This window comes from Micromonospora sp. NBRC 107095 (assembly GCF_030269705.1).
GTDB classification, from domain to species: domain Bacteria; phylum Actinomycetota; class Actinomycetes; order Mycobacteriales; family Micromonosporaceae; genus Micromonospora; species Micromonospora parva.
This window is the reverse complement of the sequence record NZ_BSTU01000005.1, coordinates 57,500-83,509: the sequence shown is the minus strand read 5'-3', so window position 1 is coordinate 83,509 and position 26,010 is coordinate 57,500. Positions and strand designations below refer to the sequence as shown.

General features: G+C 72.2%; 27 protein-coding genes. 15 read left to right on the top strand and 12 right to left on the bottom strand.

The features are described from left to right. The first annotated feature begins 78 nt into the window (after positions 1–78). Positions 79–672, top strand: coding sequence for a GNAT family N-acetyltransferase (locus QSK15_RS23240; protein WP_285796266.1), 594 nt, complete (start codon positions 79–81; stop codon positions 670–672). 103 nt (positions 673–775) lie between these two features. Here QSK15_RS23240 and QSK15_RS23235 read toward each other — a convergent pair whose 3' ends face one another. Next, positions 776–2,008, bottom strand: coding sequence for an MFS transporter (locus QSK15_RS23235; protein ID WP_285796265.1), 1,233 nt, complete (start codon positions 2,006–2,008; stop codon positions 776–778). A gap of 68 nt (positions 2,009–2,076) precedes the next feature. Between QSK15_RS23235 and QSK15_RS23230 the strand changes: the two genes are divergently transcribed. From QSK15_RS23230 to QSK15_RS23200, 7 genes are all read left to right on the top strand, one after another. After that, positions 2,077–2,592, top strand: coding sequence for a MarR family winged helix-turn-helix transcriptional regulator (locus QSK15_RS23230; RefSeq protein ID WP_285796264.1), 516 nt, complete (start codon positions 2,077–2,079; stop codon positions 2,590–2,592). A 55-nt stretch (positions 2,593–2,647) separates the two neighbouring features. Next, complete coding sequence (locus tag QSK15_RS23225) at positions 2,648–3,163, top strand: DUF2087 domain-containing protein (RefSeq protein WP_285796263.1); 516 nt, start codon at positions 2,648–2,650, stop codon at positions 3,161–3,163. A 52-nt stretch (positions 3,164–3,215) separates the two neighbouring features. Further along, positions 3,216–3,692: a MarR family winged helix-turn-helix transcriptional regulator gene (locus QSK15_RS23220; protein WP_285796262.1), complete on the top strand. Its 477-nt coding sequence runs from the start codon at positions 3,216–3,218 to the stop codon at positions 3,690–3,692. Between the two features lie 77 nt (positions 3,693–3,769). Next, positions 3,770–4,183: a DUF6069 family protein gene (locus QSK15_RS23215; RefSeq protein WP_285796261.1), complete on the top strand. Its 414-nt coding sequence runs from the start codon at positions 3,770–3,772 to the stop codon at positions 4,181–4,183. 97 nt (positions 4,184–4,280) lie between these two features. Then, entirely contained in the window at positions 4,281–4,775 is a 495-nt protein-coding gene (locus QSK15_RS23210; RefSeq protein ID WP_285796260.1) for a GNAT family N-acetyltransferase, read from the top strand. Positions 4,776–4,877: 102 nt separating this feature from the next. After that, entirely contained in the window at positions 4,878–5,303 is a 426-nt protein-coding gene (locus QSK15_RS23205; protein ID WP_030327658.1) for an Hsp20/alpha crystallin family protein, read from the top strand. Between the two features lie 71 nt (positions 5,304–5,374). Then, a complete protein-coding gene (locus QSK15_RS23200; protein ID WP_285796259.1) occupies positions 5,375–6,373 on the top strand; it encodes a tyrosine-type recombinase/integrase in 999 nt (332 codons plus the stop codon). A gap of 71 nt (positions 6,374–6,444) precedes the next feature. Here QSK15_RS23200 and QSK15_RS23195 read toward each other — a convergent pair whose 3' ends face one another. From QSK15_RS23195 to QSK15_RS23185, 3 genes are all read right to left on the bottom strand, one after another. Beyond that, positions 6,445–6,816 carry a VOC family protein gene (locus QSK15_RS23195; protein ID WP_285796258.1) on the bottom strand — a complete coding sequence of 124 codons (372 nt, stop codon included), beginning with the start codon at positions 6,814–6,816 and terminating at the stop codon, positions 6,445–6,447. A gap of 75 nt (positions 6,817–6,891) precedes the next feature. After that, a complete protein-coding gene (locus QSK15_RS23190) occupies positions 6,892–8,055 on the bottom strand; it encodes an outer membrane protein assembly factor BamB family protein (RefSeq protein ID WP_285796257.1) in 1,164 nt (387 codons plus the stop codon). Positions 8,056–8,086: 31 nt separating this feature from the next. Beyond that, entirely contained in the window at positions 8,087–9,790 is a 1,704-nt protein-coding gene (locus tag QSK15_RS23185) for an acyl-CoA dehydrogenase family protein (RefSeq protein WP_285796256.1), read from the bottom strand. A 135-nt stretch (positions 9,791–9,925) separates the two neighbouring features. Here QSK15_RS23185 and QSK15_RS23180 point away from each other — a divergent pair, with 135 nt between their 5' ends. Both QSK15_RS23180 and QSK15_RS23175 read left to right on the top strand, forming a co-directional pair. Continuing rightward, positions 9,926–10,384 (top strand): Rv0361 family membrane protein, encoded by a 459-nt coding sequence (locus QSK15_RS23180; RefSeq protein WP_377622105.1) that lies wholly within the window; start codon positions 9,926–9,928, stop codon positions 10,382–10,384. Then, the gene (locus QSK15_RS23175) at positions 10,371–11,564 is read left to right on the top strand and encodes a low temperature requirement protein A (RefSeq protein WP_285796255.1); all 1,194 of its coding nucleotides are present in this window, start codon (positions 10,371–10,373) and stop codon (positions 11,562–11,564) included. Before QSK15_RS23180 ends, QSK15_RS23175 begins: the two co-directional genes overlap by 14 nt. A 25-nt stretch (positions 11,565–11,589) precedes the next feature. On the opposite strand, the gene QSK15_RS23170 is transcribed toward QSK15_RS23175, so the two are convergent. The 5 genes from QSK15_RS23170 to QSK15_RS23150 form a co-directional block, all read right to left on the bottom strand. Further along, positions 11,590–12,306, bottom strand: a complete 717-nt coding sequence (locus tag QSK15_RS23170; RefSeq protein ID WP_036410478.1) for a thymidine kinase — start codon at positions 12,304–12,306, stop codon at positions 11,590–11,592. 56 nt (positions 12,307–12,362) lie between these two features. Continuing rightward, positions 12,363–13,757 (bottom strand): MFS transporter, encoded by a 1,395-nt coding sequence (locus QSK15_RS23165; RefSeq protein WP_285796254.1) that lies wholly within the window; start codon positions 13,755–13,757, stop codon positions 12,363–12,365. 17 nt (positions 13,758–13,774) lie between these two features. Beyond that, on the bottom strand, positions 13,775–14,542 hold the full coding sequence (locus QSK15_RS23160; RefSeq protein ID WP_285796253.1) for a glycerophosphodiester phosphodiesterase family protein: 768 nt from the start codon (positions 14,540–14,542) through the stop codon (positions 13,775–13,777). Between the two features lie 52 nt (positions 14,543–14,594). Further along, positions 14,595–15,794 carry an NYN domain-containing protein gene (locus QSK15_RS23155; RefSeq protein ID WP_285796252.1) on the bottom strand — a complete coding sequence of 400 codons (1,200 nt, stop codon included), beginning with the start codon at positions 15,792–15,794 and terminating at the stop codon, positions 14,595–14,597. Between the two features lie 534 nt (positions 15,795–16,328). Further along, positions 16,329–17,096, bottom strand: coding sequence for a lysophospholipid acyltransferase family protein (locus tag QSK15_RS23150; RefSeq protein ID WP_285796251.1), 768 nt, complete (start codon positions 17,094–17,096; stop codon positions 16,329–16,331). Positions 17,097–17,266: 170 nt separating this feature from the next. Here QSK15_RS23150 and QSK15_RS23145 point away from each other — a divergent pair, with 170 nt between their 5' ends. From QSK15_RS23145 to QSK15_RS23130, 4 genes are all read left to right on the top strand, one after another. Further along, positions 17,267–18,682: a cytochrome ubiquinol oxidase subunit I gene (locus QSK15_RS23145; RefSeq protein ID WP_285796705.1), complete on the top strand. Its 1,416-nt coding sequence runs from the start codon at positions 17,267–17,269 to the stop codon at positions 18,680–18,682. A gap of 15 nt (positions 18,683–18,697) precedes the next feature. Then, entirely contained in the window at positions 18,698–19,696 is a 999-nt protein-coding gene (gene cydB, locus QSK15_RS23140) for a cytochrome d ubiquinol oxidase subunit II (RefSeq protein WP_285796250.1), read from the top strand. A 99-nt stretch (positions 19,697–19,795) separates the two neighbouring features. Then, a complete protein-coding gene (locus QSK15_RS23135; protein ID WP_285796249.1) occupies positions 19,796–20,974 on the top strand; it encodes a GNAT family N-acetyltransferase in 1,179 nt (392 codons plus the stop codon). Positions 20,975–21,056: 82 nt separating this feature from the next. Further along, on the top strand, positions 21,057–23,666 hold the full coding sequence (locus tag QSK15_RS23130; protein ID WP_285796248.1) for an ABC transporter permease: 2,610 nt from the start codon (positions 21,057–21,059) through the stop codon (positions 23,664–23,666). An 86-nt stretch (positions 23,667–23,752) separates the two neighbouring features. On the opposite strand, the gene QSK15_RS23125 is transcribed toward QSK15_RS23130, so the two are convergent. Then, on the bottom strand, positions 23,753–24,214 hold the full coding sequence (locus tag QSK15_RS23125; protein WP_285796247.1) for a MarR family winged helix-turn-helix transcriptional regulator: 462 nt from the start codon (positions 24,212–24,214) through the stop codon (positions 23,753–23,755). A 96-nt stretch (positions 24,215–24,310) separates the two neighbouring features. On the opposite strand from QSK15_RS23125, the gene QSK15_RS23120 reads away from it, so the two are divergent. Then, entirely contained in the window at positions 24,311–24,763 is a 453-nt protein-coding gene (locus QSK15_RS23120; protein WP_285796246.1) for a MarR family winged helix-turn-helix transcriptional regulator, read from the top strand. Between the two features lie 6 nt (positions 24,764–24,769). On the opposite strand, the gene QSK15_RS23115 is transcribed toward QSK15_RS23120, so the two are convergent. Then, positions 24,770–25,456, bottom strand: a complete 687-nt coding sequence (locus QSK15_RS23115; protein WP_285796245.1) for a hypothetical protein — start codon at positions 25,454–25,456, stop codon at positions 24,770–24,772. Positions 25,457–25,539: 83 nt separating this feature from the next. Next, the gene (locus tag QSK15_RS23110) at positions 25,540–26,001 is read right to left on the bottom strand and encodes a peroxiredoxin (RefSeq protein WP_285796244.1); all 462 of its coding nucleotides are present in this window, start codon (positions 25,999–26,001) and stop codon (positions 25,540–25,542) included. Between the last annotated feature and the right edge of the window lie 9 nt (positions 26,002–26,010).

Sequence of the window (26,010 nt, the reverse complement as noted above, 5' to 3'; positions counted from 1 at the left end):
GGCCAGCCCCTCGACGTGGTCGCCGCGCTCGTCGGTGGCGCGACCGGAGCGTGCGGCCGCCGGCTCGATAATGGGCGAATGCCGCTGCTCGTCGTATCCGCCCTGCCCGCCGGTAGCCTCGCCGCCCAGGAGCAACCCCACCTTCCGGTACGCCCCGGGCTGGCGTTGCGGCCGTGGCGTGACGACGACGCCCCGGCCGTGCGGGCTGCCTTCGACTGTCCGGTGATCCAGCGATGGCACGTGCGTCGCCTCGACAGCGACGACGAGGCACTGTCGTGGACAGCACAGTGGGCCGGCCGTTGGCGCGACGAGAACGCCGCCAGTTGGGCACTCGTCGACGCCGACGACCGGCCCGTCGGTCAGGTGGGGTTGCGCGACGTGCTGCTGACCGAGGCGTCGGCGCAGGTGTCGTACTGGCTGGTGCCCGCCGCGCGCGGTCGAGGGCTCGCCACCGAGGCGCTGCTCGCCATGACCCGATGGGCCTTCAGCCGGGGCGGGTTCCACCGGCTGGCGTTGGAGCACTCGACCGGCAACGTGGCGTCCTGCCGGGTGGCCGGGCGGGCCGGGTTCACCGAGGAGGGCGTGGCGCGCGGGTCAGTGCGTCACGCCGACGGCTTCCACGACATGCACCGGCACGCCCGGCTGGCGGCGGACTCCCTGTCACCCAGGTAGCTGCGGCTGCCGACCATCGCGCTCATCGACGCCGAGCGGTCCGCGCGAGGGCCACACGCCCGTCCACTGTTCTGCGCCTGGGCCGGACCGCGCACCAATCGGATCAACGGACGGCGGTGGGTTCGGCCGGTTGCGGTTGCGGGGTCGCCGGCCAGGTGAGGCGGCGTACGCCGGGGACGAGCGCGGTGCCGGCGCAGGCGGCGAGGACCAGCAGGCCGGCGACGGCGAGCGGGAAGGGTGCGCCGAACGCGTCGGCGGCCAACGGTGCCAGCGCGTAGCCCAGCGGCATGGCGCCCAGCGACACCAGCCAGTCGTACGAGGTGACCCGGGCCAGCACGTCCGACGGGAAGTGGTGCTGCACGACGGTTTCCCACACCGGGTTGAGGTAACCGAGGGCGGTCAGCGCAACCGCGTAGGCGGCGATCACCATGGGGGCGGGCGCGGCGACGGCGAGCAGGAACAGCGGCGCGGCGTAGCAGGCCAGGCCGAGGTTGGCCAGCAGCACCGGCCGGTGCAGCCGTATCCGCCCGGCCAGCAGCGACCCGGTGAGCATGCCGATCGCGCCGGCCTGCAACAGCAGCACCCAGGTCGCCTCGCCGCCGAGTCGGTCGATGGCGACGGCCGGCCCGAGGGTCATCAGCACGGCGGCGGCGCCGTTCCACACGCCGTGCCCGAGCAGGCTGGTCCAGAACCAGTCGCGGGCGCGTACCTCGCCGAAGCCGTGCCGCAGGTCGGCGAGGACGGAACGGCGGGGCACCGGCACGTGGCGGACCCGCACCAGCGCGAGCAGCGCGGCGCTGAGCGCGAACGACGCACCGTCGAGGATGAATGCCCAGCCGGGTCCGGCGGCCCAGATCAGCGCGCCGGCCAGCGCCGGCCCGGCAAGGCGGCTGGTGTTGGCGGTGATCCCCATCAGGGCGTTGGCCCGCTGCCGATCGGCCGGTTCGACGGTGCCGGCGACCAGCGGAGACGCGGTCGGAATGGCGAAGGCCGAGGCGACGCCGCCCAGCGCCGACGCCACCACGACGGTGCTCAGCGACGGGTCGCCGCCGAGCAGCTCGACGCCGACCGCGATCTGGGCAGCGCAGCGGACCAGGTCGGCCAGCAGGGCGACCCGGCGGGCGTCGAACCGGTCGGCCACGACACCACCGAACGGCAGCAGGAGCAGCCGGGGGACGACGGCGGCGGCGAGGACGACGGCCAGGGCGCTGGTGGAGCCGGTGGCGCGCAGCACGGCCAGCGCCAGCGCGGCGGGCACCACCGCGTCGCCGATGGCGGAGATGCTGCGACCCAGGAACAGCAGCCGGAAGGAGTGGTTGCGCAGTGGGTGAGCCATGACGCGAGCATAATTCGATATCGAATATTTCGACAATAAATATTTTGCCGCTGAGGTAAGCTGGCGCGGTGACCACCACCCCGGACGCCGTCGACCAGCACATTGAGCGCTGGCGGCCCGTGGTGCCCGACCTCGACGCGGACGTCGAGGGGGCGGTGACCAGGATGATCCGACTGACCCGGCACCTGCGGGCGGTCAAGGAGCGGGTCCTGGTCGACCTCGACCTGCCGGCCCACGAGTACGACACCCTGCACGCCCTGGCCGGTCGTGGCGGCCGGGCCGCCCCCTCGGATCTCGCCGCGGACCTCGCGATGGCGCCCGCCTCGATCACCGCGCGAGTGGACACCCTGCTGCGGCGGGGCTTCGTGCGCCGAATGCCGTCCACGGTGGACCGACGGCGGGTCGACGTGGAGCTCACCGAGGCAGGCCGGGCGGCGTGGCAGGGGGCGATGGAGGTCCAGGGCGCGGAGGAGCACCGCCTGCTCGGCGCGCTCACCGCGACCGAGCGCCGACACCTCTCCGACCTGCTGCGTCGGGTGCTCCTGGTCGCCGAGCAGCCGCCGAGCGCGCCGGAGACCGACTGAGCGGGCCGGAAAATCGCCTGGCGGCCCGCGTACCGCTGATGCGAGGGTGATCGGCATGACTGCGCATGCCCTGGTTGGCGCCCTGGCCGACGACGCACGGCGACGGATCTTCGCGGCAATCGTGCTGGGTGCGACCAGCGCCACCGCTGTCGCACAGCGGGTCGACCTGCCGGCGCGGGTGGTGCTCACCGGGGTCCGCCGGCTCACCGACGCGGGCCTGGTCACCGGTGCCGATGGTGCGCTCGCGGTCGACGAGGCGACGCTACGCGCGGCAGTACGCGACAGCCGGCCACCCGACGACGCCGAACCCGCCGCCGACCCGGTGCTGCGGACCTTTCTCCGCGCTGGCGTCCTGGTGAGCCTGCCGGCGCAGCCGAGCCGGCGGCGGGTCCTGCTCACCCACATCGCCGAGCGGTCGTTCGAGCCGGGCACCCGCTATCCGGAGCGGGCCGTCGACGATGCCCTCAAGCCGTGGTGTGCCGCGGGCGGGTCGGATCACGTGACACTGCGCCGGTATCTGATCGACGAACGATTGCTCACCCGCGAGCACGGCATCTACCAGCGGCTCTGATCGTCCGTTGCGCGAACCGTCTGATCGCGGAGGATCTTGCTAGCCTCGGCGCATGACATCCTGCACGCCCGCCGACGGCCCGCCGGACCTGCTGTTCCTGCTCTCCTGGGCGAGTCACGCGTTGCAGACCGAACACGCCTCGGGGTTGGCGGAGCTGGGCATCTCGCCGCGGGCGCACTACGTCCTGGCGCAGGCCCGCACCGGTGACCTGACCCAGCGGGAGATCGGCGAGCGGTGCGGGGTGGACAAGACCACGATGGTCGTGACGCTCGACCAGCTGGAACGGGCCGGGCTGGCCGAGCGCCGTCCGGCGCCGACGGACCGGCGTGCCCGGCTGGTCGCGGTGACTCCAGCGGGGGAGCAGGTCCTGCGGCAGGCGCAACAGGTGGTCCGGCGCATCCAGGACGACCTGCTCGCAACCCTGCCCGAGCAGGACCGCGAGGTGTTCCTGCGGGCTCTCCTGGCGTTGGTCGGCGGACCGCTGGCCAACACCTCCCCGTACGCGCCGGGGGCTCGCTCCGGCTGTTAGTCCCGAGAGAGATAGTTCTGAACAAGACTATCTGTTACGGTCTTACTCGTTCGCTTCCCCTGAACGAGGAGTCCGTCATGAGCACTGCCACCGTTACGACCCCCGCCCCCTCGCCACTGCGCCGCCGCGCCCTCGGCGTCGTCGCCGCCGTCGTGGCCTGCCTGGCCATCTGGGCGATCGGCGCGCTGGCCGGAGTCGACTACACCGTGGAGAGCCCCGGCCAGCCCTCCCGGGTCATCGGGGCTGGTGCGATCGTCGTGATCGCCCTGGGCGCCGCCCTGCTCGGCTGGGCGGCGCTGGCACTGCTGGAGCGGTTCGCGACCCGGGTCGCCCGGCCGGTTTGGATCTCACTGGCCACAGTCGTGACGGCGCTGTCCTTCGTCCCCGTGTTCAGCGTCGAGGCCACCGGCGGTGCCAAACTGACCCTCGGCGCGACACACCTCGCCGTGGCGGTCGTGCTGATCGCGCTGCTGCCGCGCCCCCGCCGGTAACGCCCACTGGCATTGCCCGCGCCCACCTCGTGTCGCGAGCCCGGGTGCCCGCGCGCAGGACCGGATAAACCGTTGACCGGGCGATGATGATCGACAGGTGACCACTACCGCCCGGCCACCGTGGACGGCCATCGCCGCCCGACCCGATCAACCTGAGGCCGCGCTGCTGCTGCGGGAGTACATGACCGAGATGGTGGTTCGCTACCACCGTCGCCCGGCCCTGCCCGGCGAGGTCGACGCGGCCCTGGCCGAGCTGCCCAGCAACGACCTGACCGCGCCGAGCGGGCTGCTCCTGCTCGCCCGCCACGGCGACGAGCTGGCCGGCTGCGCCGGGCTGCGCTGGCAACGGGGCTGGGCCGAGCTGACCCGGGTGTTCGTCCGGCCCGAACATCGCGGCGCCGGTGGGGGCGCCGCGCTGCTGGCCGCCGTCGAGGAACGGGCCCGCGCGGCCGGGGCGGACCGGATTCGACTCGACACCCGCCACGATCTGGTCGAGGCCCGCGCCCTGTACGCCCGGCACGGCTACGCGGAGATCCCGGCGTACTCGCGGGGGCCCTACGCCGATCACTGGTTTGAAAAGCGGTTGTCCTGAGCAGTTGACGTCCGCATCCGGACGCGCTAAATAAGAAGAGGAAGTTGAGTCAACCCGACTCAACTCATCACCTTCGGCCAGGAGAACCGAGGAGGCATGACCATGTTGATGCGTACCGACCCGTTCCGCGAGATCGACCGGCTCGCCGAGCAGTTCTTCGGTACGGCGGCCCGCCCCGCGATGATGCACCTTGACGCCTACCGCGACGGCGACCACTTCTACGCGGCGTTCGACCTGCCCGGCGTCGACCCGGACAGCATCGACTGCACCGTCGAACGCAACGTGCTCACCGTCCGCGCCGAGCGTCGCCGACCCGCCGGTGACGGCGTCGAACTGGTCGCCGCCGAACGCCCGATGGGCACCTTCACCCGGCAACTGTTCCTCGGCGACACACTGGACACCGACAAGCTGGAGGCCGGCTACGAGAACGGGGTGCTGACACTGCGCATCCCGGTCGCCGAGCGCGCCAAGCCCCGCCGGGTGACCATCCAGGCCAACGGCAACGCCCGCCGGGAGATCAACGCCTGATCCGCCACGGTGACGGGTGGGACCGGCGCGCCTGCGCGCTGATCCCACCCGAGGCTGAGAGTCTTTTTCACATGGTGTTCTCCGACGCTCCGGTGCTCGCCCGTCCGTCCGCACCACCGGCGCTGCCGAACGGACCGGTCGAGGTCACCGAGGCGTGGCTGCGCAACCGGCGACTGTCCGAACACACCCGCGACGCCTACCGACGTGACGTCACCGGCTGGCTGCGCTGGTGCGCCGAGCGCGACCTCGACCCGCTGCGGGCCACCTTCCTGCACGTCAACGAATACGCCCGCGCACTGGAAAACAGCCTCGGCGCCCGCAGTGGCCGCCCATTGACCCCGGCGACCGTCGCACGCCGACTCTCGGCGCTGTCCAGTTGGTACGACTTCCTCGCCAAACTCGGTGCGGTACCGGCCAACCCGGTCGCCGGCGCCGACCGTCCTCGCGTCGACCGGGACCACTCCGCCACCGTCGGGCTCACCCCCGAGGAGGTGGACGCCCTCCTCAACGCCGCCGACGCCGACACCGGCGCGACCGCCGTCCGCAACCGGGCAGCGCTCGCGCTCCTCGCCGATCTGGGCCTGCGGGTCGGGGAGCTGATCTCACTGGACCTGACCGACCTCGGCACCGAACGCGGCCACCGCAGCGTGCGCTTCGTCGGCAAGGGCGGCAAACAACGCCGCCGCGCCCTCACCCCCGGCACCGGGCACGCCCTGGACGCCTACCTGGCCCAGCGGGCCGCCGCCACCGGCGTGCCGGTGGCGCAGCTGACCGGCCCACTGCTGGTCACCGCCAGCGGTGCCCGGCTGGACCGGCACTCGGTGTTCCGGATGGTCCGTCGGCTCGCCCGCGCCGCCGGCATCCCGGCCTGGGCGAAGCTGTCCCCGCACTCCCTACGACACGCGTTCGCCACCACCGCCCGCTCCGAGGGCGTGCCGTTGGAGGACGTGCAGGACGCCATGGGACACGCCGACCCACGCACCACCCGCCGCTACGACCGGGACCGGCACAACCTCGACCGTGACCCGGCCTACGCGGTGTGGGCCGCCCGGTCGCGCCGCCGCGCCTGAACAGCCCGGTCGGCGCTGCCGTGGCTGAGCAGCTCAGGCAGCGCCGACGTGGCTGAGCTGCTCGGGCCGCGTCAGCTCTGCGGGCGGGGGCAGATGCAGAACGGCTGCCCGATCGGGTCGAGCAGCACCACCCACCGCTCACCACCGGGCTGGAAGGCCGGCTTCGACGCCCCCGCGGCGACGAACTTCTCCTCTGCCGCCGCCAGGTCGTCGACGTAAAGATCCAGGTGGTAGCGCTTGTCACCAGTCTCGTCGGGCCACGAGGGCGGTCGGTAACCCTCGACCAGGCCGAAGCCGATGGAGACGCCACCGGAGCTGATCATCGCGTACTCGGCTTGGCTGTGGGTGACCTCCCACCCCAACGCCTCGTGGTAGAACGCGGCATGGCCGGCGGGGTCGGAACTGTCGAGATTGACCATCGCGAGGTCGGCAGAAGCTGTCACGCCGGCAGTATGCCGCCGGGGTCCGACAACCACGGCACACCGACACTCGCCGCGCCCGCTGCGCTGACCGGGCAATCAGGGAGCGTCGAGCGGCCAGAACGTCACCCGGGCAGTGCCGTCACGGCAGATCAGCCCGGTGCCCACCCGTCGGCAGTCGGTCAGACCCGCCGGAAGCACCACCGACACCCGATGACCGGCGCGTCCCACAGTCGCCACCAGCGCACGCCTGCCGTCCGCCGCCAACCCCAGCACCACCAGCGGCTCCGCCGGCACCCGGGGACCCGCCACCGTGCGCCAGCGCACGCCGTCCGGCCACGACCACACCCGCGCCCCGGTGCCCGCGTCGATCGCCCAGCGGCCCTGCTCGTCCTGCCCGCAGATCAGGCCCTGGCAGGCCCGCAGGGTCAACTCACCCGGCGGCGCCGGCGCCTGCCAGCGCGGTGCCAGCCCCGGTAGGTCGTACCCGGTCAGCGCCACCGCCCCTGCGACCGGATGGCGCAGCACCAGGTGCGCATCGACGATCTGGGGGTTGTCCGGGCCGTAGTCGGCCGGCGGCAGCTGTCCCCGCCCGCGCTCGACGCCGTCGCGGGCGTCGAGAAGCCGGACCAACCCGTTGTCCTGCACCAGCAGCACCTGCCCGGGCAGCGCCCGCAGCACCGCCGTGGAGGGCAGCGGAACCGACCACCGGGTCGCACCGGTGGCCGGGTCGACGCCGTGCACGGTGCCCTCGACCCGCCGTCCCGGATCGGAGGCGCTGCGTACCTCGCTCACCGCGACCGCCGCGTCCCCGGCCGCGTACACCCGTTCGGGTCGCCGCCACATCGGCTGTCCGGTACGCATCGACCGCGCGGTGGTCACCCGCGCCCCGCGTGTCTGATCGCGTTCCACCAGCAGCAGCAGGTCACCGACGACCTCGGCGGACCACCCGGCGGCGGGTGGCACGGTGACCCGCCACCGCGGCGGGCCGCCCGGCGCGGCCGGGTCGTAGGCGCTCAGCATCGGCGGGCTCTGGTCGCGGTCGACGACCAGCAGCAGCGGTCCCGCGCCCAGCACCGTCGCCCCGGCGGGCACCACCGGCCCGACCTGCGGCGACAGGCGCCCGGCCGGGGAGGCACCGCCGAGCAGGCCACAGATCGCCACCAGCGCCGCCACCCGCCACCGGCGCGACACCTGCGGCGGCGGCCGGCGCTCGTCCAGCGGCGCGCCCCGGTCGTCGCCCAGTTCGATCAGCACCGACATGCGGGCCCACCCGTCCGCTCGCACCGGCCGATCAGCAGAGCAGGTCCAGATGGTGGTGGGCGTCCTCGGCGATCTCCTCGTGGCGCAGCCAGCGACGCGCCCACAACCGGGCTGCCAGCTCCGCCTGCTCGTCCCCCCACGCGGCGTGCTCGACGAGCAACGCGGTGGTCAGCGCGTACGCCAGGCGCAACGCCAGACCACGGGCGCCCGCGAGCACCGCCGACGCACCCGGGTCGACGGTCACCGCGCTGATCGTTTCCGTCAGCTGCGCGGCGGCGGTGGCCAGCGTGTCGGCCAGCACCGGCGACAACGGCCGCGCCAGGTCGACGGCGGCGGCGAGCCGGCTCAGCAACGGCACCCCGGCGTCCTCCCGGGTCAGCGCGCGCAGCACGTCCAGGGCCAGCACGTTGGTGGTGCCCTCCCAGATCGGCAGCACCTGGGCGTCGCGCAGCAGCCGCGGCACCCCGGTGTCCTCCACGTAGCCGGCCCCGCCGAAGCTCTCCACGTACTCGCTGGCGGAGCTGACGGCGAGCCGGCCGGTGGCCAGCTTCGCCAACGGCGCCACGATGCGCAACTCCGCCGCAGCCTCCGGGTCGGCGCCGACCTCCACCCGCCCCAGCAGGGCGAAGGCGTGCCCGGCCAGGGCGAACGCGCCCGCGGCGTCCACCGCGAGGGTGCCCAGCGTGGCCCGGTGCAGCGGCGAGGACACCAGCGGGCCTCCGGCGACGTGCCGCACCTCGGCGTACGCGCGGGCGTAGTCGAGACCACGTCGCATCCCGCCGGCCGCCGCCGCCGCGTTGTGCACCCGGGTCACCACGACCAGGGTCATCGCCCGGACCAGACCGGGCACCGCCGGGTCACCCAGCGGGAGGGCGTACGCGTCGCGCAGACCGATCTCGGCGGTGGGCAGCGCCCGGGTGCCGAGCTTGTCCTTGAGTCGGTGCACCATGACCCCCGGTGCGGGTGCGCCCGGCGCCGCGCCGTCGGCCAACGGGGAGTCGACCGCGTACCGGGGAACGAGGAACGGGGCGAGCACCCGGCTGCCCCGCCCGGCGCCCTCCGGTCGGGCCAGCGCCACCGCCATCGCCGCGTCGGCCGCCGAGCAGAACCACTTCTCCCCGGTCAGCCGCCACGAGCCGTCCGCCGCCGGTCGACCGAGCGTGCTGGAGCGGCCCAGGTCGGAGCCACCCTGCGACTCGGTCATCCACTGCCCGCTGGTGATCGCCGTGGCCGGGTCCGTGGAGATCAGCCGGGGCAGCCACGCGGCACGGACCGTGGCGTCGACGTCGGGCATGCTGAGCAGCGCCGCCGCCCCGTCGGCCATCGCCACCGGGCACGAGAACGTCGCCGACTCCGGCCCGTACAGGTGCAGCAGGGCGTGTTGCACGACCCGCGCGGCCGCTCCCCAGGTGCCCCGGGCGTCCGGCAGGTAGGGCAGCGCGACCACGGCATGGCGGGCGGCGGCGGCGCGCTGCTCCTGCCAGCCGGCGGAGGTGTCGATGCGGTCGACCCGGGCGCCCCACGGGTCGTAGCGGACCAGCGTGGGAGGGTGCGCCTCCGCGTCGGCGTGCGCCGCGCGCAGCGGCCCGGTGACATCGGCGGCCAGGTCCGCGAGGCGGCCCTTCGCGGCGGCATGCCCGCCCGGGCCGAGGTGACGCTCCAGCCAGGAGCGCAGCAGGCCATCGCCGGCGTACGGGTCGACGGGGGGTGGTACCGGCTGCACGAAGCGGCTCATCGATCGGCTCCTGGCACTGCTCGGGGGTGTGCGCCGACGGTAGACGATGCGGGGCGTGGCGAACAGGGTGCGCCCCGGACCCGATTTTCGGCTTGTCGTACCCCGGTGCGACCGTGTTCTCTACGGTCGGTAGTCGTGGGTGCCGGCCAACAGTGGAGTCGACCGGCCCGGCGCAGCCGCCCGATGCGCACCGGGTTGGCGTTCGCCGGGTTCGGCGTGGCGCTGTGCTGTGTGGGGGTGGCCGGGCTGGGCGCCTGGAACCTGCAGACCGTCCGGCAGGCCGCCGGCCCGATCCGGGAGACCGCCGACGGTTTCCTCAACGAGGTGACCCTGGGAGACAGCGACCGGGCGTACGAGCGGCTCTGCGCGGACGCCCGCAGCCGGTGGAGCGCGATCGGTTTCACCAGTTGGGTGCGGACTCCACCGATGGTCACCGACTATGAGATCACCGACGTGTCCGTCGCCACCCGCAGCGGGCGACCGCAGGGCACGGTGACGGTGAAGGTGATTCGCGACGGTGGGCTCAGCGAGGAACGTCGCCTGCCGGTGGTCCGCGAGGACGGAGGCTGGCGGGTGTGCGGTGACCCGTTCTGAGCCCGTGGTCGCCGCTCCGGTACGCCCCCAACTGCTGCGACCACGTGAGGGGGTGCAGCCGACCACCTCCACGGAGCTCTTCTTCGACCTCGTCTTCATCTTCACCATCACCCAGTTGTCGCACTACCTGCTCGCGCACCTGGACTGGCGGGGCGCCGCCCGTACCGGCCTGTTGCTGGCGCTGGTGTGGTTCGTCTGGGTCTACACCACCTGGCTGACCAACTGGTTGCAACCGGACCAGGGGCCGGTGCGGACGATGCTGATCGGGGTGGGGCTGGGCAGCCTGCTGCTGTCGGCGGCGATCCCGGACGCGTTCGGCTCGACCGGTCTGCTCTTCGCGCTGGTCTACGTGATCGTGCAGGTGGGCCGCACGCTGTTCGCGTTGTGGGCGGTGCAGGGCAGCCCGTGGCTGACGGCCGGGTTTCAGCAGTCGCTGCCCTGGATCACCGGGACGTCGGTGCTCGTGGTCCTCGGTGGCATGGTCGGCGGGGCCGCCCGGGACGCGGTGTGGGCGGCGGTGGTCGTGATCGAGGTGGTCGGCCTCTCGCTCGGCTATCCGCTGCCGCGGCGAGGGCGCAGCCGGCCCGAGCGGTGGATGGTGGAGGGTGGGCACCTGGCCGAACGGTGCGCGGCGTTCGTCCTCATCGCGCTGGGGGAGTCGATCCTGGTCACCGGCAGCACCCTCACGTCACACGTGAACCTGGTGACGTCCGGGGCGTTCCTGTTGGCGTTCGGCGGTTCGGTGGCGCTGTGGTGGGTGTACTTCGCCCGCTCCGCGCCGGCCGCCACGGAGGTCATCGCCCACGCCGGGGAGCGCACCGGCGCGCTGAGCAGGGTCGCGTTCAATTTCCTGCACCCGGTGATCGTCGCCGGCGTCGTCGTGGCGTCGGCGGCCGACGAGCGGTTGCTGATGGAGCCCGGCGCACCGGCCGCTACGGTCGACGTGCTGCTCACCCTCGGCGGACCCGCCCTGTTCCTGGCCGGGCACGCCGCCTACAAGGCGCTGCTGTGGCGGGCTCTGCCGATCAGCCGGGTCACGGCGGTGGTGGTGCTGTTGGCGTTGATGCCGGTGGGGGTGGCGCTGGGTGCGCCAGTCGCGGGGTGCGCCGCTGCGGCATTGGTGGTGACGGTGGCGGTGATCCTGACCGACCGGCGCCGTTCACTGGCGGCCGGGCGGTGACCGTGTTCTGAGCCGGGCCGGTGGCTCAGTCGCGGGGGCCGAGGTCGCCGCTGCGGTAGTGGCGGCGGCAGAGCACCTGGTAGCGCACCTCGGCGGTGTCGACGGTGTCGCCGATGACGACCTGGGCGCCCTCGCGGACGACCTGCCCGTCGACGACCCGGGCATTGAGCAGCCCTTCGCGGCCGCACCAGCAGAGCACCTCGACCTGGATGCGGGCCACCTCGTCGGCCAGCTCGAACAGGCGTTGCGCGGCGGGGAACAGGCACGACCGGAAGTCGGTGGCCAGGCCGAACGCGAAGACGTCGACGTCGTAGCTGTCCACCAGTTCGGCCATCTGCTCGACGTGCTCGACGGTGTAGAAGCACGCCTCGTCGCAGATCAGGTAGTCGACGCGTACCCCGTCGGCCCACCGGCCGCGCACCAGGGCCCGCAGGTCCAGGTCGTCGGTGACCTCGATGGCCTCGTGGGCCAGGCCGATACGGGTGGTGACCTGCGGTCCCAGCGACCGGTCGATGCGGGTGGTGACCAGCCCGCGCCGGCCCTGCCGGGCGTGGTTGTAGTTCATCTGCAACGCCATCGTGGACTTGCCGCAGTCCATCGGCCCCCAGAAGAACTTCAACGCCGCCGCATGAACCGGACGCCCATCGAGCCCGCGCGCGGCCGCGCACCCGGCCGGGGCGTGTGGCTGCCCGGGGAACGGGTGGGCCAGGCAGGTCGGGACGGTGGCGGCGTCGTCAGTCACGGTCGGGCAGCCTAGCCGATCGACCGCCCCTGATCTGCCTGGTCCGGGACGCGTGCTCAGAGCACCCGGGGTGGTGTGTTGCCCGCGGCCACGATGGCACGGCGGATCGGCACGGCGGCCAGGAGCAGGAAACCGACCACGAAGAAGATCAGCAGTGAGACCAGGCCCACCCGGTACGAGGCCGTGAGTTGGAACACCAGCCCGAAGGCGAGCGGGCCGAGCCAACTGGTGCCCTTGTCGCTGATCTCGTAGAAGCCGTAGTACTCGCCTTCCTTACCGACCGGGATGAGCTGGCTGAACAGCGACCGGCTCAGCGCCTGGCTGCCGCCGAGGACCAGGCCGATGGCCGCGCCGAGGATCATGAACGGCACCGGCGCCTCCGCCGGCAGCCGGAACGCGCCGATGATCACACCGATCCAGAGGATCAGGCTGAGCAGGACTGTCTTCCAGGCGCCGATGCGCCGGGCCAGCACGCCGAGGCTCAACGCGCCGCCGAAGGCGAGGAACTGCACCAGCAGGATGGTGATGATCAGGGTGCTCTGCTCCAGGCGCAGCTCCTCGGTGCCGTACTGACTGGCCAGGGTGATGACGGTCTGGATGCCGTCGTTGTAGACCAGGAACGCCAGCAGGAAGAAGAGCGTCAACGGGTACGCCTTGATCTCCCGCAGGGTGCGGCCCAGCTGCCGGAACCCGTCGGTGAGCACGTTGCCCTGCCGGGCCAGCGCCGCCGCCGCGCCGGGGCGTTCCCGCAGCCAGCGCAGCGGCACCAGGGTGAACACCGCCCACCACACCCCGGCGGAGACGATCGACCAGCGGGCCAGGTCCAGGGTGCGCTGCGGGTTGTCGTCCTCGCTGAACAGGGTGACCGCCACCAGGTTGAACGCCAGCAGCAGACCGCCGCCCAGGTAACCCAGCGCCCAACCGCGGCTGGAGATGCCGTCGCGTTCGTCCGGGCCGCCGAGCTGCGGCAGGAACGAGTTGTAGACCACGAGGGCCGCGCCGAAGGAGATGTTCGCGACCAGGAAGAGCGCCCCGCCGAGCAGGTAACGGTCGCCGGTCACGAAGATCATCGCGACGGTGGCGCCGGCGCCGGTGAACGCGGCGCCGCCGAGCAGCCGCTTCTTGTGCGCCGACCGGTCGGCGATCGCCCCGATCACCGGCAGCACGAACACGGTGAGGAAAACCGACAGCGAGATGAGGTACGGGTAGTAGGAACCGGCCGCCACCCGGATGCCCAGCGGGTACACGTACCCGTCGCAGGTGTCCGCGCCCAACTCGCAACCGGCGGCCAACTCGGCGACGGTGGTGATGAACGGCCCCAGGAACACCGTGATGACGGTGGTCTGGAAGGCGGAGTTGGCCCAGTCGTAGATGTACCAGCCGCGCCGCTCCCGGCGAGTGCTCGCCGGGGGCGGGGTGTCGTCCACCGTGGGGGTCACGGTCTCGGCCATCGGTGGTCCTTCGACGCTCAGGCGGCCCAGTGGCCGCGGCTGCGGTAGACGTCGCGCAGCACGCCGACGTGATCGGTCATGATGCCATCCACGCCACGATCCAGTAACTCGTGCATCTGGGCTGGTTCGTCGATCGTCCAGACGTGCACCTGCAGGCCGATGCGGTGGCAGTAGTCGAGGAACCGGCGGTCCACCACCGGCACCCGCCCGTAGCTCGGCGGCACCTGCGCGGCGACCACCGACGGCGGCAGCCGCAACGGCCGCCCGTGCAGGGAGGCCAGCCGCAGCCGGGCGACGCCGCGCATGCCCAGGCTGGTGGCGACCCGTCCCTGGGTGAGCGCCCGCAGCCGGGTCAACCGGGCGTCGCTGAACGAGGCGAGCAGCACCCGGTCGCCGGCGCCGGCCCGGGACACCGTCGCCACCGTCGGCTCGACGCCGCCGTCGGCCTTCACGTCGATGTTGAAGCGGACCTGCGGCCAGGCGGCCAACACCTCGTCGAGCCGGGGTACGACGGCGGCGCCGCCGACGCGTACCGAGGCGAGGTCCGCCCAGCTCATCTCGGCGATGCGCCCCGGCTCACCGGTGACCCGCCGCAGCGTCGGGTCATGAAAGATCACCGCTACGCCGTCGGCGGTGGCGTGCACGTCGGTTTCCACGTACCGGTAACCCAGCCCGATGGCCCGGGCGAACGCCTCGGTGGTGTTCTCGTCGCCCTCGGCGGCGCCGCCACGGTGGGCGAACGCCAGCGGCGCGGGCGCGTCGAGGTAGCCGGGTCGGGTCAACACGCGACGCAGTATGCCCGCCGTCGGTGGCGCGTGGGTGGCCTGCCGGCGAAGATCACGCCCGTTGTCCCGGTGCGCTGACGGGGTCGTCGCGCACCTGCCGTTGGTCGAGCGAGGTCCGCGGTTCCGGGCCGGGTTGGGGGCCTTGACCGCAGTGCCGGCAGGCACCGCGCCGACGCAGGTGGTAGGCGATCGTGGCGACGCCGAGCGCCACCCCCCACACCGTCCAGAAGAGGCTCGGGACGTACATGGCCCAGGTGCCCCGGGCTTCGCTTGTCCAGAGGAACATCAGGCCGGCTGGGATGATCGTCACCGCGACGATCGACGCCGGGACGATGGCGAGGGTGGGCGGGACCCGCCTGCCGGCTTTGAACCAGATCCAGCGTGGGTAGGTCTCTCCCCACCGCGCTACCAGACCGTGGGTGAGTACACCGCCCAGCGCGGAGGCGAGAGCGCAGCCCAGCCCGACCTCGAGCATTCCCGGCGTGTCCTGCATCATCCGTAGGAAGTCCGGGGTGACGCCGAGCGGGTGACCGAGGTACCAGGCGATCCTGGTGATTTCGTAGGGCAGCGGGGCGAGGCAGGCGACCGCGACGGCCCACCTTCCCCAGCGCAGCAGCGTCTGTCGTGACGGCCCGCCACCATCCTCGTGGCGGCGACCGCAGGACGCGCAGGCACCCCGGGCCCGCCGCCGGTAGGCCAGGGTGGCGGTGGCCCAGAGCAGACCGCCGACGAACACGACGATCAGGTTCGTCCGGTGCCAGTACAGGATGTCGCCGATACCGCCCTGGTCGCCTGGTACTCCGGTGAAGGCGAAGACCAGCAGCAGCGGCGCGAACGCCACCAGGATGATCAGGGTGTAGTCGGGGACGATCACTGTCAGCCCGATCGCCGCCGCCCAGCCGAAGACCATCAGCGCCGCCGCCGATCGGCGTCCGGGTCGGGCGCGTCGGGTCATCAGCCATGCGACGACCGCACCGACCAGCCCGAGCACGGCGATGATCGGGGCGACGACCTCGACGCGGCTGCCCTCCAGGATCGACGCCGACGCGCGCGCCGGGTCGACCGGCGCGAACGGGAACCCGTCGCCGCCGGCGGTCCAGTACAGGCCCAGCAGGCCGTACAACAGCGAGAAACCCCCGGCCGCCCAGCCGGCCCAGGTCGGCCAGTGCCTCCAGCATGCCGAGGTCACCGAGGACCACACCGCGCCCACGGCGGCTCTCGCCGCGGCCGTACGGGAACCAGATCCAGACATGGCGCTCCTTCGGGCAGGTGGTCGGCTGACGTGACATCAGCATTGCGACCCGTCGAGGCGACCTCATCCCGCCACCGAGCCACCGTCATCCCCCTCGCCGGGGACACCAGAGACGAGGCGGTAAGGCGCCCGGAGCTGCTCCGCCCGGTCCTGGGCCGCACGGCCCGTCGCCGGCCTGGCCGGGCGCCTCGTCCACGCCCGCTCGACCGGTCTGACCATCCGTTACCGGCCCTGGCGCTGCTCCCGATGCGCAGGTCGGACAATTGCGCCCGGAACTGCCTCACCGGCAGCGCCCCCGGTCACCTACCCTTCTCCCTTTGCTCTGCACCCGCATAGGCGACGGCCACCGTGTGTAGCTGGTGCGCCCACAGGTGCACAGCAAAGGGCGCGACGTGGTGTTGGTGATGAGCGGCTGGAGGTGGGGGCGGGTGCGAGGCTGCACCTGTCGGAGGTACGGGCGCTACGGCTCGCGTCGGCGTGTCCGAGCGTGGTGCCGGTTGTGGCGCTGAGGTCGTGTCGGTTGCGGTGCCGGCGTCAGGCCGAGCGGCGGCGGTGGGCGCGGCTGGGGTCGACGGGGCGGCCGGGGTCCACGTGGCGGGGCAGGTCCGGCTCGTCGGGGCGCAGCGGGGCGAGGGTGTCGGTGAGCGCGTCGATGATCCGGTCGGTGGCCCGGCGGGCCGCGCCGGGGCTGCCTGCCGTTGCCTCGCCCAGGTCGACGGGGGTGCCGAAGTGCACCCTGATCACCGGTCGACGGCGCAGGGAGCGGGCGATGCCCCGCAGCATCCCCCGGGGCGCCTGGTAGGGCAGCACCTCGTGCGAGCCCCACTGGGCAACCGGGATGACGGGGGCGCCGCAGGCCAGGGCGAGTCGGGCGGCGCCGGTCTTGCCGCGTTCGGGCCACAGGCCGGGGTCCAGGCCGATGCGCCCCTCGGGGTAGATGAGGATCACCGAGCCGCGGGCCACGGCCGCGGCGGCATCGTCGAGGGCCCGGTGCACGGCGCTGGTGCCCCGGTCGACGCGAATGTGGCCGGCGTGGCGCATGGCGGCACCGAGCACCGGAACGCGGAACAGCCCGGCGGTCGCCATGATCCGGGGGGCGATGCCACGGGTCTGGCAGGCGGCGGCCATCACCAACGGGTCGAACGGGCTGATGTGGTTGGCGGCCAGCACCAGCGGGCCGCGCCGCAGGTGCGCCGGGACATCGCCGGTGACCTCGAGGCGGGCGAGCAGACTGACAAGGCCCCGGGCCAGCAGGAGGGCGGCGCGCCAGATCAGCGGCGGCTGCCAGGTGGAGGTGTTCATCAGCGCGCCATCGTCGCACGAGGCGGCGGGGCCGCGAGGGTCGGCGGGTTGTCCGGGTGATCAGGGTCATTGGTCCCGGGCCGTTTCGGGCCGCCTGGCCCTGCCCTTTTCTCTACGACGGGCAGTAGTATTTACTACGTCTCGTAGTACGGATGGCTGGGGGTTTTCAGGTGGACGCGTTGGACGTTGCCCGCTGGCAGTTCGGTGTCACCACCGTCTACCACTTTCTCTTCGTGCCACTGACCATCGGCCTGTCCGTGCTGGTGGCCATCCTGCAGACGATGTGGCACCGCACCGGCAACGAGCGCTACCTCAAGCTCACCAAGTTCTACGGCAAGCTGTTCCTGATCAACTTTGCCATGGGCGTGGTCACCGGCATCGTGCAGGAGTTCCAGTTCGGCATGAACTGGAGCGACTACTCCCGCTTCGTCGGCGACATCTTCGGCGCACCGCTGGCCATCGAGGCGCTCGTCGCGTTCTTCCTCGAATCCACCTTCATCGGCCTGTGGATCTTCGGCTGGGACCGTCTGCCCAAGCGGGCCCACCTGGCCAGCATCTGGGCCGCCGCGATCGGCACCAACCTGTCCGCGTACTTCATCCTCGCGGCGAACTCGTTCATGCAGAACCCGGTCGGCTACCGGATCAACCCCGACAGCGGGCGCGCTGAGCTGACCGACTTCGTGGCCGTGCTGACCAACAAGGTCGCCCTGATCACCTTCCCGCACACCCTGGCCGGCTCGTTCCTGGTCGCCGGGTCGCTGGTCGTCGCAGTCGGCCTTTACCACGTGATCCGCAACCGCGACTCGGCCGACACCGGCGCGTACCGCTTCGCCACCAAGTTCGGCTCCTGGGTGGTCCTGGTCGCCTCCGCCGCCGTGCTGTTCACCGGCGACATCCAGGGCAAGATCATGACCCAGGTGCAGCCGATGAAGATGGCCGCCGCCGAGGGCCTCTACACCACCGAGAGCCCCGCCTCGTTCTCCGTGCTCACCATCGGCAGCCTCGACGGCAGCCGCGAGGTGTTCGCCCTCAAGATCCCATACCTGCTGTCGTACCTGGGCACCGGCGACCCCAACGGCACCGTGCACGGCATCAACGACCTGCAGGCCCAGTACGCCACCCAGTACGGCGCGGGCAGCTACACCCCGATCATCCCGGTCACCTACTGGAGCTTCCGCTTCATGATCGCCTTCGGGATGGCGGCCGGCGCGATCGCCCTGCTGGTGCTCTGGAGCCAGCGCAAGGGCCGCACCCCGAGCAGCAAGTGGCTGCTGCGCGCCGGCCTGGCCATGCCGGTGCTGCCGTTGCTGGCCAACTCCTTCGGCTGGATCTTCACGGAGATGGGCCGGCAGCCGTGGATCGTCTTCGGCGAGATGCTCACCCGCAACGGCGTCTCCCGCAGCGTCTCGCTGACCGAGGTGCTCACCTCGTTCACCGCGTTCACGCTGATCTACGCCACCCTCGCCGTCATCGAGGTCAAGCTGCTGCTGCGCTACGCCAAGGCCGGCGTACCGGACGTCAGCGAACAACCTCCCATCGACGACACCCACGACGACGCCGAGCGCCCGCTCGCCTTCGCCTACTGATCACCGGAGCCCGCAGTGGACCTCACCACCATCTGGTTTCTCCTCATCGCCGTACTCTTCACCGGGTACTTCATCCTGGAGGGCTTCGACTTCGGCGTCGGCATGCTGCTGCCCGTGCTCGGCCGCGACGACCGGCAACGCCGCGTCCTGATCAACACCATCGGCCCGGTCTGGGACGGCAACGAGGTCTGGCTGATCACCGCCGGTGGTGCCATGTTCGCCGCGTTCCCCGAGTGGTACGCCACCCTCTTCTCCGGCTTCTACCTGCCGTTGCTGCTGATCCTGCTGGCCCTGATCGCCCGGGGCGTCGCCTTCGAGTACCGGCACAAGCGCCCCGAGGCGTCCTGGAAGCGCCGCTGGGACACCGCGATCGTCGTCGGGTCGCTGGTGCCGGCGATCCTGTGGGGCGTCGCCTTCGCCAACATCCTGCGCGGTGTGCCGCTGGACGCCGACCACGAGTACGTCGGCGGCCTGCTGGACCTGCTCAACCCGTACGCCCTGCTGGGCGGCGCGACCACCCTCGCGTTGTTCCTCACCCACGGCGCGGTGTTCCTCGCCCTGAAGACCACCGGCGACATCCGCGAGCGCGCGGGCGCGCTCGCGGTGCGCCTGGGCGTCGGCGCCGCCGTGCTCGCGGTCGGCTTCCTCGCCTGGACGTTGACCATCCGCTCCAGCGCGGCCGCCGTCGTGTTCGCCGTCGGCGCGGCCCTCGCCCTGCTCGGTGGCCTGGCCGCCGCCAAGGTACGCCGTGAGGGTTGGGCGTTCACCGGTACCGCCGTGGCGATCGGCCTGGCCGTGGCGACCCTGTTCGCGGCGTTGTTCCCGAACGTGCTGCCCTCCACCCTGGACGCGGCCGGCACGTTGACGGCCACGAACGCCGCGTCCACCCCGTACACCCTGAAGATCATGACCTGGGTGGCGGTGATCTTCACCCCGGTGGTGCTGGCCTACCAGGGCTGGACGTACTGGGTGTTCCGCAAGCGCATCGGCGTGGCCAACATCCCACAGCACTGACCGCACCGCGCCGACGTGGCGGTATCCGCAACCCCGGGATACCGCCACGTCGGCGTAATCGAGTCGATCACTCCCGGCGTCCGCCGCTACGGTGTGCCGATGCACGTGCGTGAACTCGACCTCGCCGACCTCGACGCCGCCTGGGACCTGGGCCGGTTGGCGTTCGGCAACACCTCGGAACGGGCGGCGAGCACGAGGATCGTGGTACCGGGGATGACGCGCTGGGGGGCGTTCGACGACGCCGGTCGGCTCGTCGGTAAGGCCGTCGACCTGCATCACGACCAGTGGTGGTCGGGCCGGGCGGTGCCGGCCGCCGACGTGGCCGGGGTGGCCGTCGCACCCGAGGCCCGGGGCCGTGGCGTGGCCCGGGCGATGCTCATCGCGTTGCTGCGCGGGGCGCACGTGCGGGGCGCGGCGGTCAGCGCGCTGTATCCGACCGTGGCCGCCCCGTACCGGGCCTGCGGGTGGGAGGCCGCCGGGGTGCTGCGCACGATCAACCTGGCCACGTCGGCGCTGCCTCGGCACCGGCCCGCCGCGCACCTGAGCGTGCGGGCCGCGACGCCCGCCGACCTACCGGCCGTCACCGGCCTCTACGAGCGGGTCGCCCGGCACCGCAACGGCATGCTGACCCGCCGGGGTGAGCTGTTCGACTTCTTCGCCGCCGACGGGGGCCTGCCCGGCGACGGGCTGACCCTCGTCGAGGCCGACGGTGAACTGGTCGGCTACGCCACCTGGCAGCGGGGCCGAGGCTACGGGGCCGACTCGGTGCTCACCGTCGACGAGGCGCTGGCTACCACCGCCGAGGCGGCCCGGGAACTCGCCGGGGTGCTCGCCAGTTGGGCCAGCGTCGCGCCGACAGTGCGCCTGTGCCCGCTCGACGGGGACGCGGTGAGCACCTACCTGCCGCTGGAGTCGGCCCGCGAGCACGAGCGGGACCTGTGGATGCACCGACCGGTGGACGTGGCCCGCGCGGTGAGCGCGCGGGGGTGGCCCGTCCACGCCCGGGGCGTTGTCGACTTCCACCTCAGCGACCCGTTGGCCGAGTGGAACACCGGCACCTGGCGGTTGGCTGTCGCCGACGGTGCCGCCGAGTTGACCCGGATCGGCGGCGAGGCCGACCTGCGGCTTCACGTGCGCGGTTTCGCGTTGCTGTACGCCGGAGCGGCGCGGGCCCGGTCGGTCGCACAGGCGGGCCTGCTGCACACCACCGGTGTCGCGCCGGACGCCCTGGACCTGCTGGGCGCGGGCGGTCCGGCGCAACTGCTCGACTACTTCTGACCGGCGGCCGTTGGTTCCGCCTCCGACGTGGGAAGTCGACGTCGGCCGCTCCGCGACACTGGTGCGGTGTCGGCTTCTGAGGATGAGCGTCTGGCGGGCGGCGAGCCAGCGGCGCGCTCAGTCGCCATCGGTCTGGCCCGCGCCGTTGACGTGGAAGACGGTCAAGGGGCGCAAGGGCGGGTTCGTCGCGGCATTCGTCGCGGTGCTGTTCGGCTCGGCGGTGATCACGGCCTGCGGGATCCTGCTGGAGAGCAGCGAGCGCTCGGGTGTGCCGACCGAGCGCTACCGGGCTGCCGACCTGGTGGTGGGCGCCTCGCAGGCACTGCCGGTGGCCGACGACGTAGATCCCCGGTTCGGCGAGCGGGCCACCCTGCCGGCCTCCCGGGTCGGCGACGTCGCGCGAGTGCCGGGCGTCCGATCGGCGATCGCCGAGGTCAACGTCCCGGTCAGCCTCGTGACGGCGGACGCCGAGGTGCTCGCCGGGCCGGACGGCACCCCCGCGCTCGGGCATGGTTGGCAGTCGGCCGCGCTCGGCCCGTTCACCACGATCACCGGCCGGGCCCCGGCCGGGCCGGACGATGTGGTGCTGGACTCCGCGCTGGCCGAGCGGGCCGGCGTCACCGTCGGCGCGCCGGTGCGACTCGCGGTCGGCTCGAACACGTCGATGTATCGGGTGACAGCCATCGCGAGTCTGCCTGGAGGCCGACTCGCCCGGCAGTCCGCGCTGTTCTTCACCGATGATCGGGCACGGGAGCTGACCGGCCAACCGGAGCGGGTTGACGCGATTGGCGTGCTGGCCGCACCCGGAGTCGGCGCCGACGAGTTGGCGAGCGCCATCAAGTCGGCAGTTCCCGATGCGGTCGTCTACACCGGCAGCGACCGCAGCGAGGCCGAGTTCCTCGACATCGGTACCACGCGTTCGTTCATCAGTGAGCTGTCCCTGGCGTTCGGCGGCAGCATGATTGTGGTGATCGTGATGGTGGTGGCGAGCACACTCGCCCTGTCCGTTCGGCAACGGCTTCGGGAACTGGCGCTGCTGAGGGCGATCGGCGCGACTCCGAAACAGGTGCTCGGCATGATCGCCGCAGAGACCATGGTGGTGGGTACGCTCGGAGCAGTGCTGGGCGTGATTCCTGGCATCGGCCTCAGCTTCCTCCTCCGCGAAACCTTCATCCTGGTCGGTGCAGCACCAGACGACTTTGAACTGTCGATCAGTCCGTTGCCGGTACTCCCGGCGATGGTGTTGTGCCTGTTCGGCGCCCGTTTGGGGGGCTGGATAGCCGCGCGGCGTGCGGTCAGGCTCAGGCCGGTGGACGCGCTCGGCGAGGCCGCGGTGGAGCCGCCCAAACTCGGTTGGCTCCGGTTGACAGTCGGCTTGCTGTTGGTCCCCGCCGGTCTCGCCATGGCGGTTGTGCTGCCATGGGTGCTGCCTGGTGAAGGCGCCGCTGAAAGTGCGGCCTTGTCTGCGTTCCTCCTCCTCTTCGCCGTCGCGCTGCTGGGGCCGCGGTTGCTCGGCGGTGCCGTCACCGTGCTGGGCCCCTTGTTGAGCCGCGGGTCTGGCGTCAGCGGGTTCCTTGCGACAGCGAACGCGCACGCCAACTCGCGGCGGCTTGCCGCGGCGACCACCCCTTTGATCATGGGCATCCTCCTGGCTGCCGGGCAGCTCTTCAGCGGGACGACAGCGGGCTCGGCCGCGCAGGATCAGGCCGCAGACGGACTGCGCGCGGACTACGTCATCACATCCACGTCCGCCGGCGTGTCGCCCGAGATCGCGGCCATGCTCCGGGACGTGCCTGGCGTCTCGGCGGTGACCCCGGTCGTGCGTACACGGACGCTGGCGACGTTCGGCTCCAGCGGCAGCCCTCAATTCAGAACCTACTCGGCGCAGGGGGTCACCGGTGACCAGCTCGCCGAGACCATGGATCTCGCCGTTCTCGAGGGCGATGTCGCGGATGTGCGAGGCAACACGGTGGCGTTGAGCCGGATTGCGGCGGGCACCCTCGGCGTCGCTCTCGGCGACAGCATCGATCTTCGCCTCGGTGATGGCACACCGATCAAACCCACGGTGGTGGCGCTCTACGAGAGAGGACTCGGCCTCGGTGACGTCACGCTGCCGCACGACCTCGTCCTCGAGCACACCACCGACCGCCTGGACCTCGCGGTGCTGGTCACGGCGGCCGTAGGAACCGACGCGGCGGCACTCGGCGACGCATTGCGCTCCGCCGTCCGACACCTCCCAACCGTCCAGGTCAGCAACCGCGGGTCGTTCATCGCCGCGCAGAGCGCCGCGGCCGCCGGCGAGTCGGCGGTCGGCCTCATCCTCAACGCGGTCCTGCTCGGCTACCTCGCGATCGCCGTGGTGAACACCCTGGTGATGGCCACCGCCTCGCGCTTCCGCGAATTCGCCCTACTCCAACTGGTCGGCGCCACCCGCCGCCAGGTCTTCGCGATGATGCGCAGCGAGACGCGGATCATCGTCGTCGCAGCCGTGCTCATCGGCACCCTGGGCGCGATCCCGTCATTGGTCGGCACCAGCATCGGTCTGACCAGGACGCTGATTCCGTCGATCCCACCTCTCGTCTACCTGGGAATCGTCGCGGTCACCGCGCTGCTCGGCTCGGCCGCCATCATGATCTCCACTCGAATCGCCATGCGGTCGCAGCCAATCACCGCGATTGGCGTTCGCGAATGACGCCGACGGCACAACGAGTCCAGGTACGGTCGCCTGGTTGCGGCGTCCGGCCAGACCGGGTCGCCGCCAGTTCGGCGTTCGCGCGGTCAGGCGGGGATCGCCGCCAGTTCGGCGTTCGCGCGTTCGGTGACGAGGGTGAGCACCCGCGCTGCCGTCCCGGCCTCGTCGGCGGGGATGTCCGCGTACAGCCGGGCGCTCAGGTCGGCGACGGCGGCGGCGACGCTGCGCTGGGTGGCGCGACCGGTGTCGGTGAGCGCCACCTGCGGCCCGTCGCCGCCGTTCGCGGCGGACGGGCCCTCGACCTGCGCGAGGCCGGCGTCGACGAGTCGGTCGACCACCTGATGCACGGCCGATTCGTCGACCTTGAGCGTGGTGGTGATCCGCTGGGTGAGCTGGGCCCGGTCGACCGGGCCGTTGGCGAGGACGTTGAGGGCGAGCAGCTGGTGGAACTCGACGCCGAGGGGAGCGACGGCCTGTTCGAGCAGGGCCCGGGTGGCGTAGTGGGCTTGGCCGATGACCTGGCCGTTGAGGGTGGGGACGGTGGACATGACGCCTCCTTCAATACGTTGGCTGCGCCAACGTTGGTGCAGCCAACGTAACATCCGATCGTGGGTCGCGCCAACGATTCCTGGTAGGCTGCGCCCATGGATCACGCGGCCCCGCAGTCACCCGCCGGGCTCCACACCACCCCGAGCTGGTTGCTCAACCAAACCGCCAGCCACGCCGCCCGGCTGCTCAGCGAGGGCTTCGCCGCGCACGACCTGCGCGGCTACCACTACCGACTGCTCGCCACCCTGACCGAGGACGGGCCCGCGAGCCAGGCCGACCTCGGCCGACGCTGCGGCATCGACCGCAGCGACGTGGTGGCCACCATCAACGACCTGGCCGGCCGAGGGCTCGTGGTGCGCACCCCCGACCCGGCCGATCGCCGCCGCAACGTCATCAGCGTCACCGACGCCGGCGCCGACGAGGGGCGCCGGATGGGCACCACCGTCGAGCGTGTGCAGGCCGACCTGCTCGCCCCACTGTCCACCGACGAACGCGAACAGCTGACCCGACTGCTCACCCGGCTGCTGCGGCACCACAGCCGGCACTGACCCGCCTCAGCGGGCCTCGCGCAGCTCCGCCAGCCGGGCCTCGATCTCGGCCAGCTCGGCGCGCAGCTTCTCGGCCTGCTGCTCCGCCTCGGCCCGCTCGGTGCCGAGGATCTGCTCCACCGCCTCCTGCACCCCCGGCACGTCGACCAGGGCCACCATCTTCAACGCCTCGGCCGGCTTCACCACGTACGGCTTCGCGAGGGCCTTGCTGCCCTGCTGCGCCGCGACGGTCCACTCACCGTCGGCGTACGCCAGGGTCACGGTGAGACCCGCGGGGCCCTTCGGCTTGACGGCCTTGACCGCCCGCCGCGCCGGCGGCTTCTCCGTCTGCTCCACCTTCGGCTCCTCCTGTCGCTGCGCGGGCACCCGCGGCGTGTCCAACACGAACTCCGGCGCGGCCACCGCGGGCGGCGCCTCGGCCTCGGGCTCCGGCTTCGGCTCCACCACCCGACGGCCGGCCCCCTTGGGCGCCACGGCCAGGTCGGCGGGGGAGAACGGCAACTCGTCGCGGCCGAAGCGCACCACCACGAACTCGTCGGACACCTCCGGGTCGGTCAGCTCGATCACCTGGCCGACCTGACCGGCGATCTGCCCCGCCGCCGCGGTGAACACCACCCGCGGCTTGCGCCCGGCGGCCACCGCCTCCCGGATGCTCTGCACCTCGCTAGTGGACAAACCCTGGCCGGCATCCATCACAACCCTCTTCCGTACACCTGTTTGATTTGTGTCTTGATATCAGCCGGCTGCGACACCCGTCGCACGGGGCTCACGCCCGCTCAGCCGCCCAGCGCCCGCAGCGCCCGGTCCGCGTGGTCGTTCATGCTCACCTCACTGTGGATCACCTCGATGACCCGTCGGTCGGTGCCGATCACGAACGTCATCCGCTTCGTGCTCAACGCCCCCAACGGCAGCCGCCGCTTCACCCCGAACTGCTGCGCCACCGTCGCGTCCTCGTCCGAGAGCAGCGGATAGTCGAACCCGTGCAGCTTCGAGAACTCGGCCTGCTTCGCCACCGGGTCCCGGCTGATGCCCACCCGCGACGCGCCCACCGCCGTGAACTCCGCCGCGAGGTCGCGGAAGTGGCAGCTCTCCGCCGTGCACCCGCGGGTCATCGCGCCCGGGTAGAAGAACAGCACCACCGGACCGGTCGCCAGGAACTCCGACAGTCGCCGCGGCGTGCCCGTCTCATCCGGCAGCTCGAAATCCTGCACCACGTCGCCGACACCCACACCCGCCACCGCGCACCT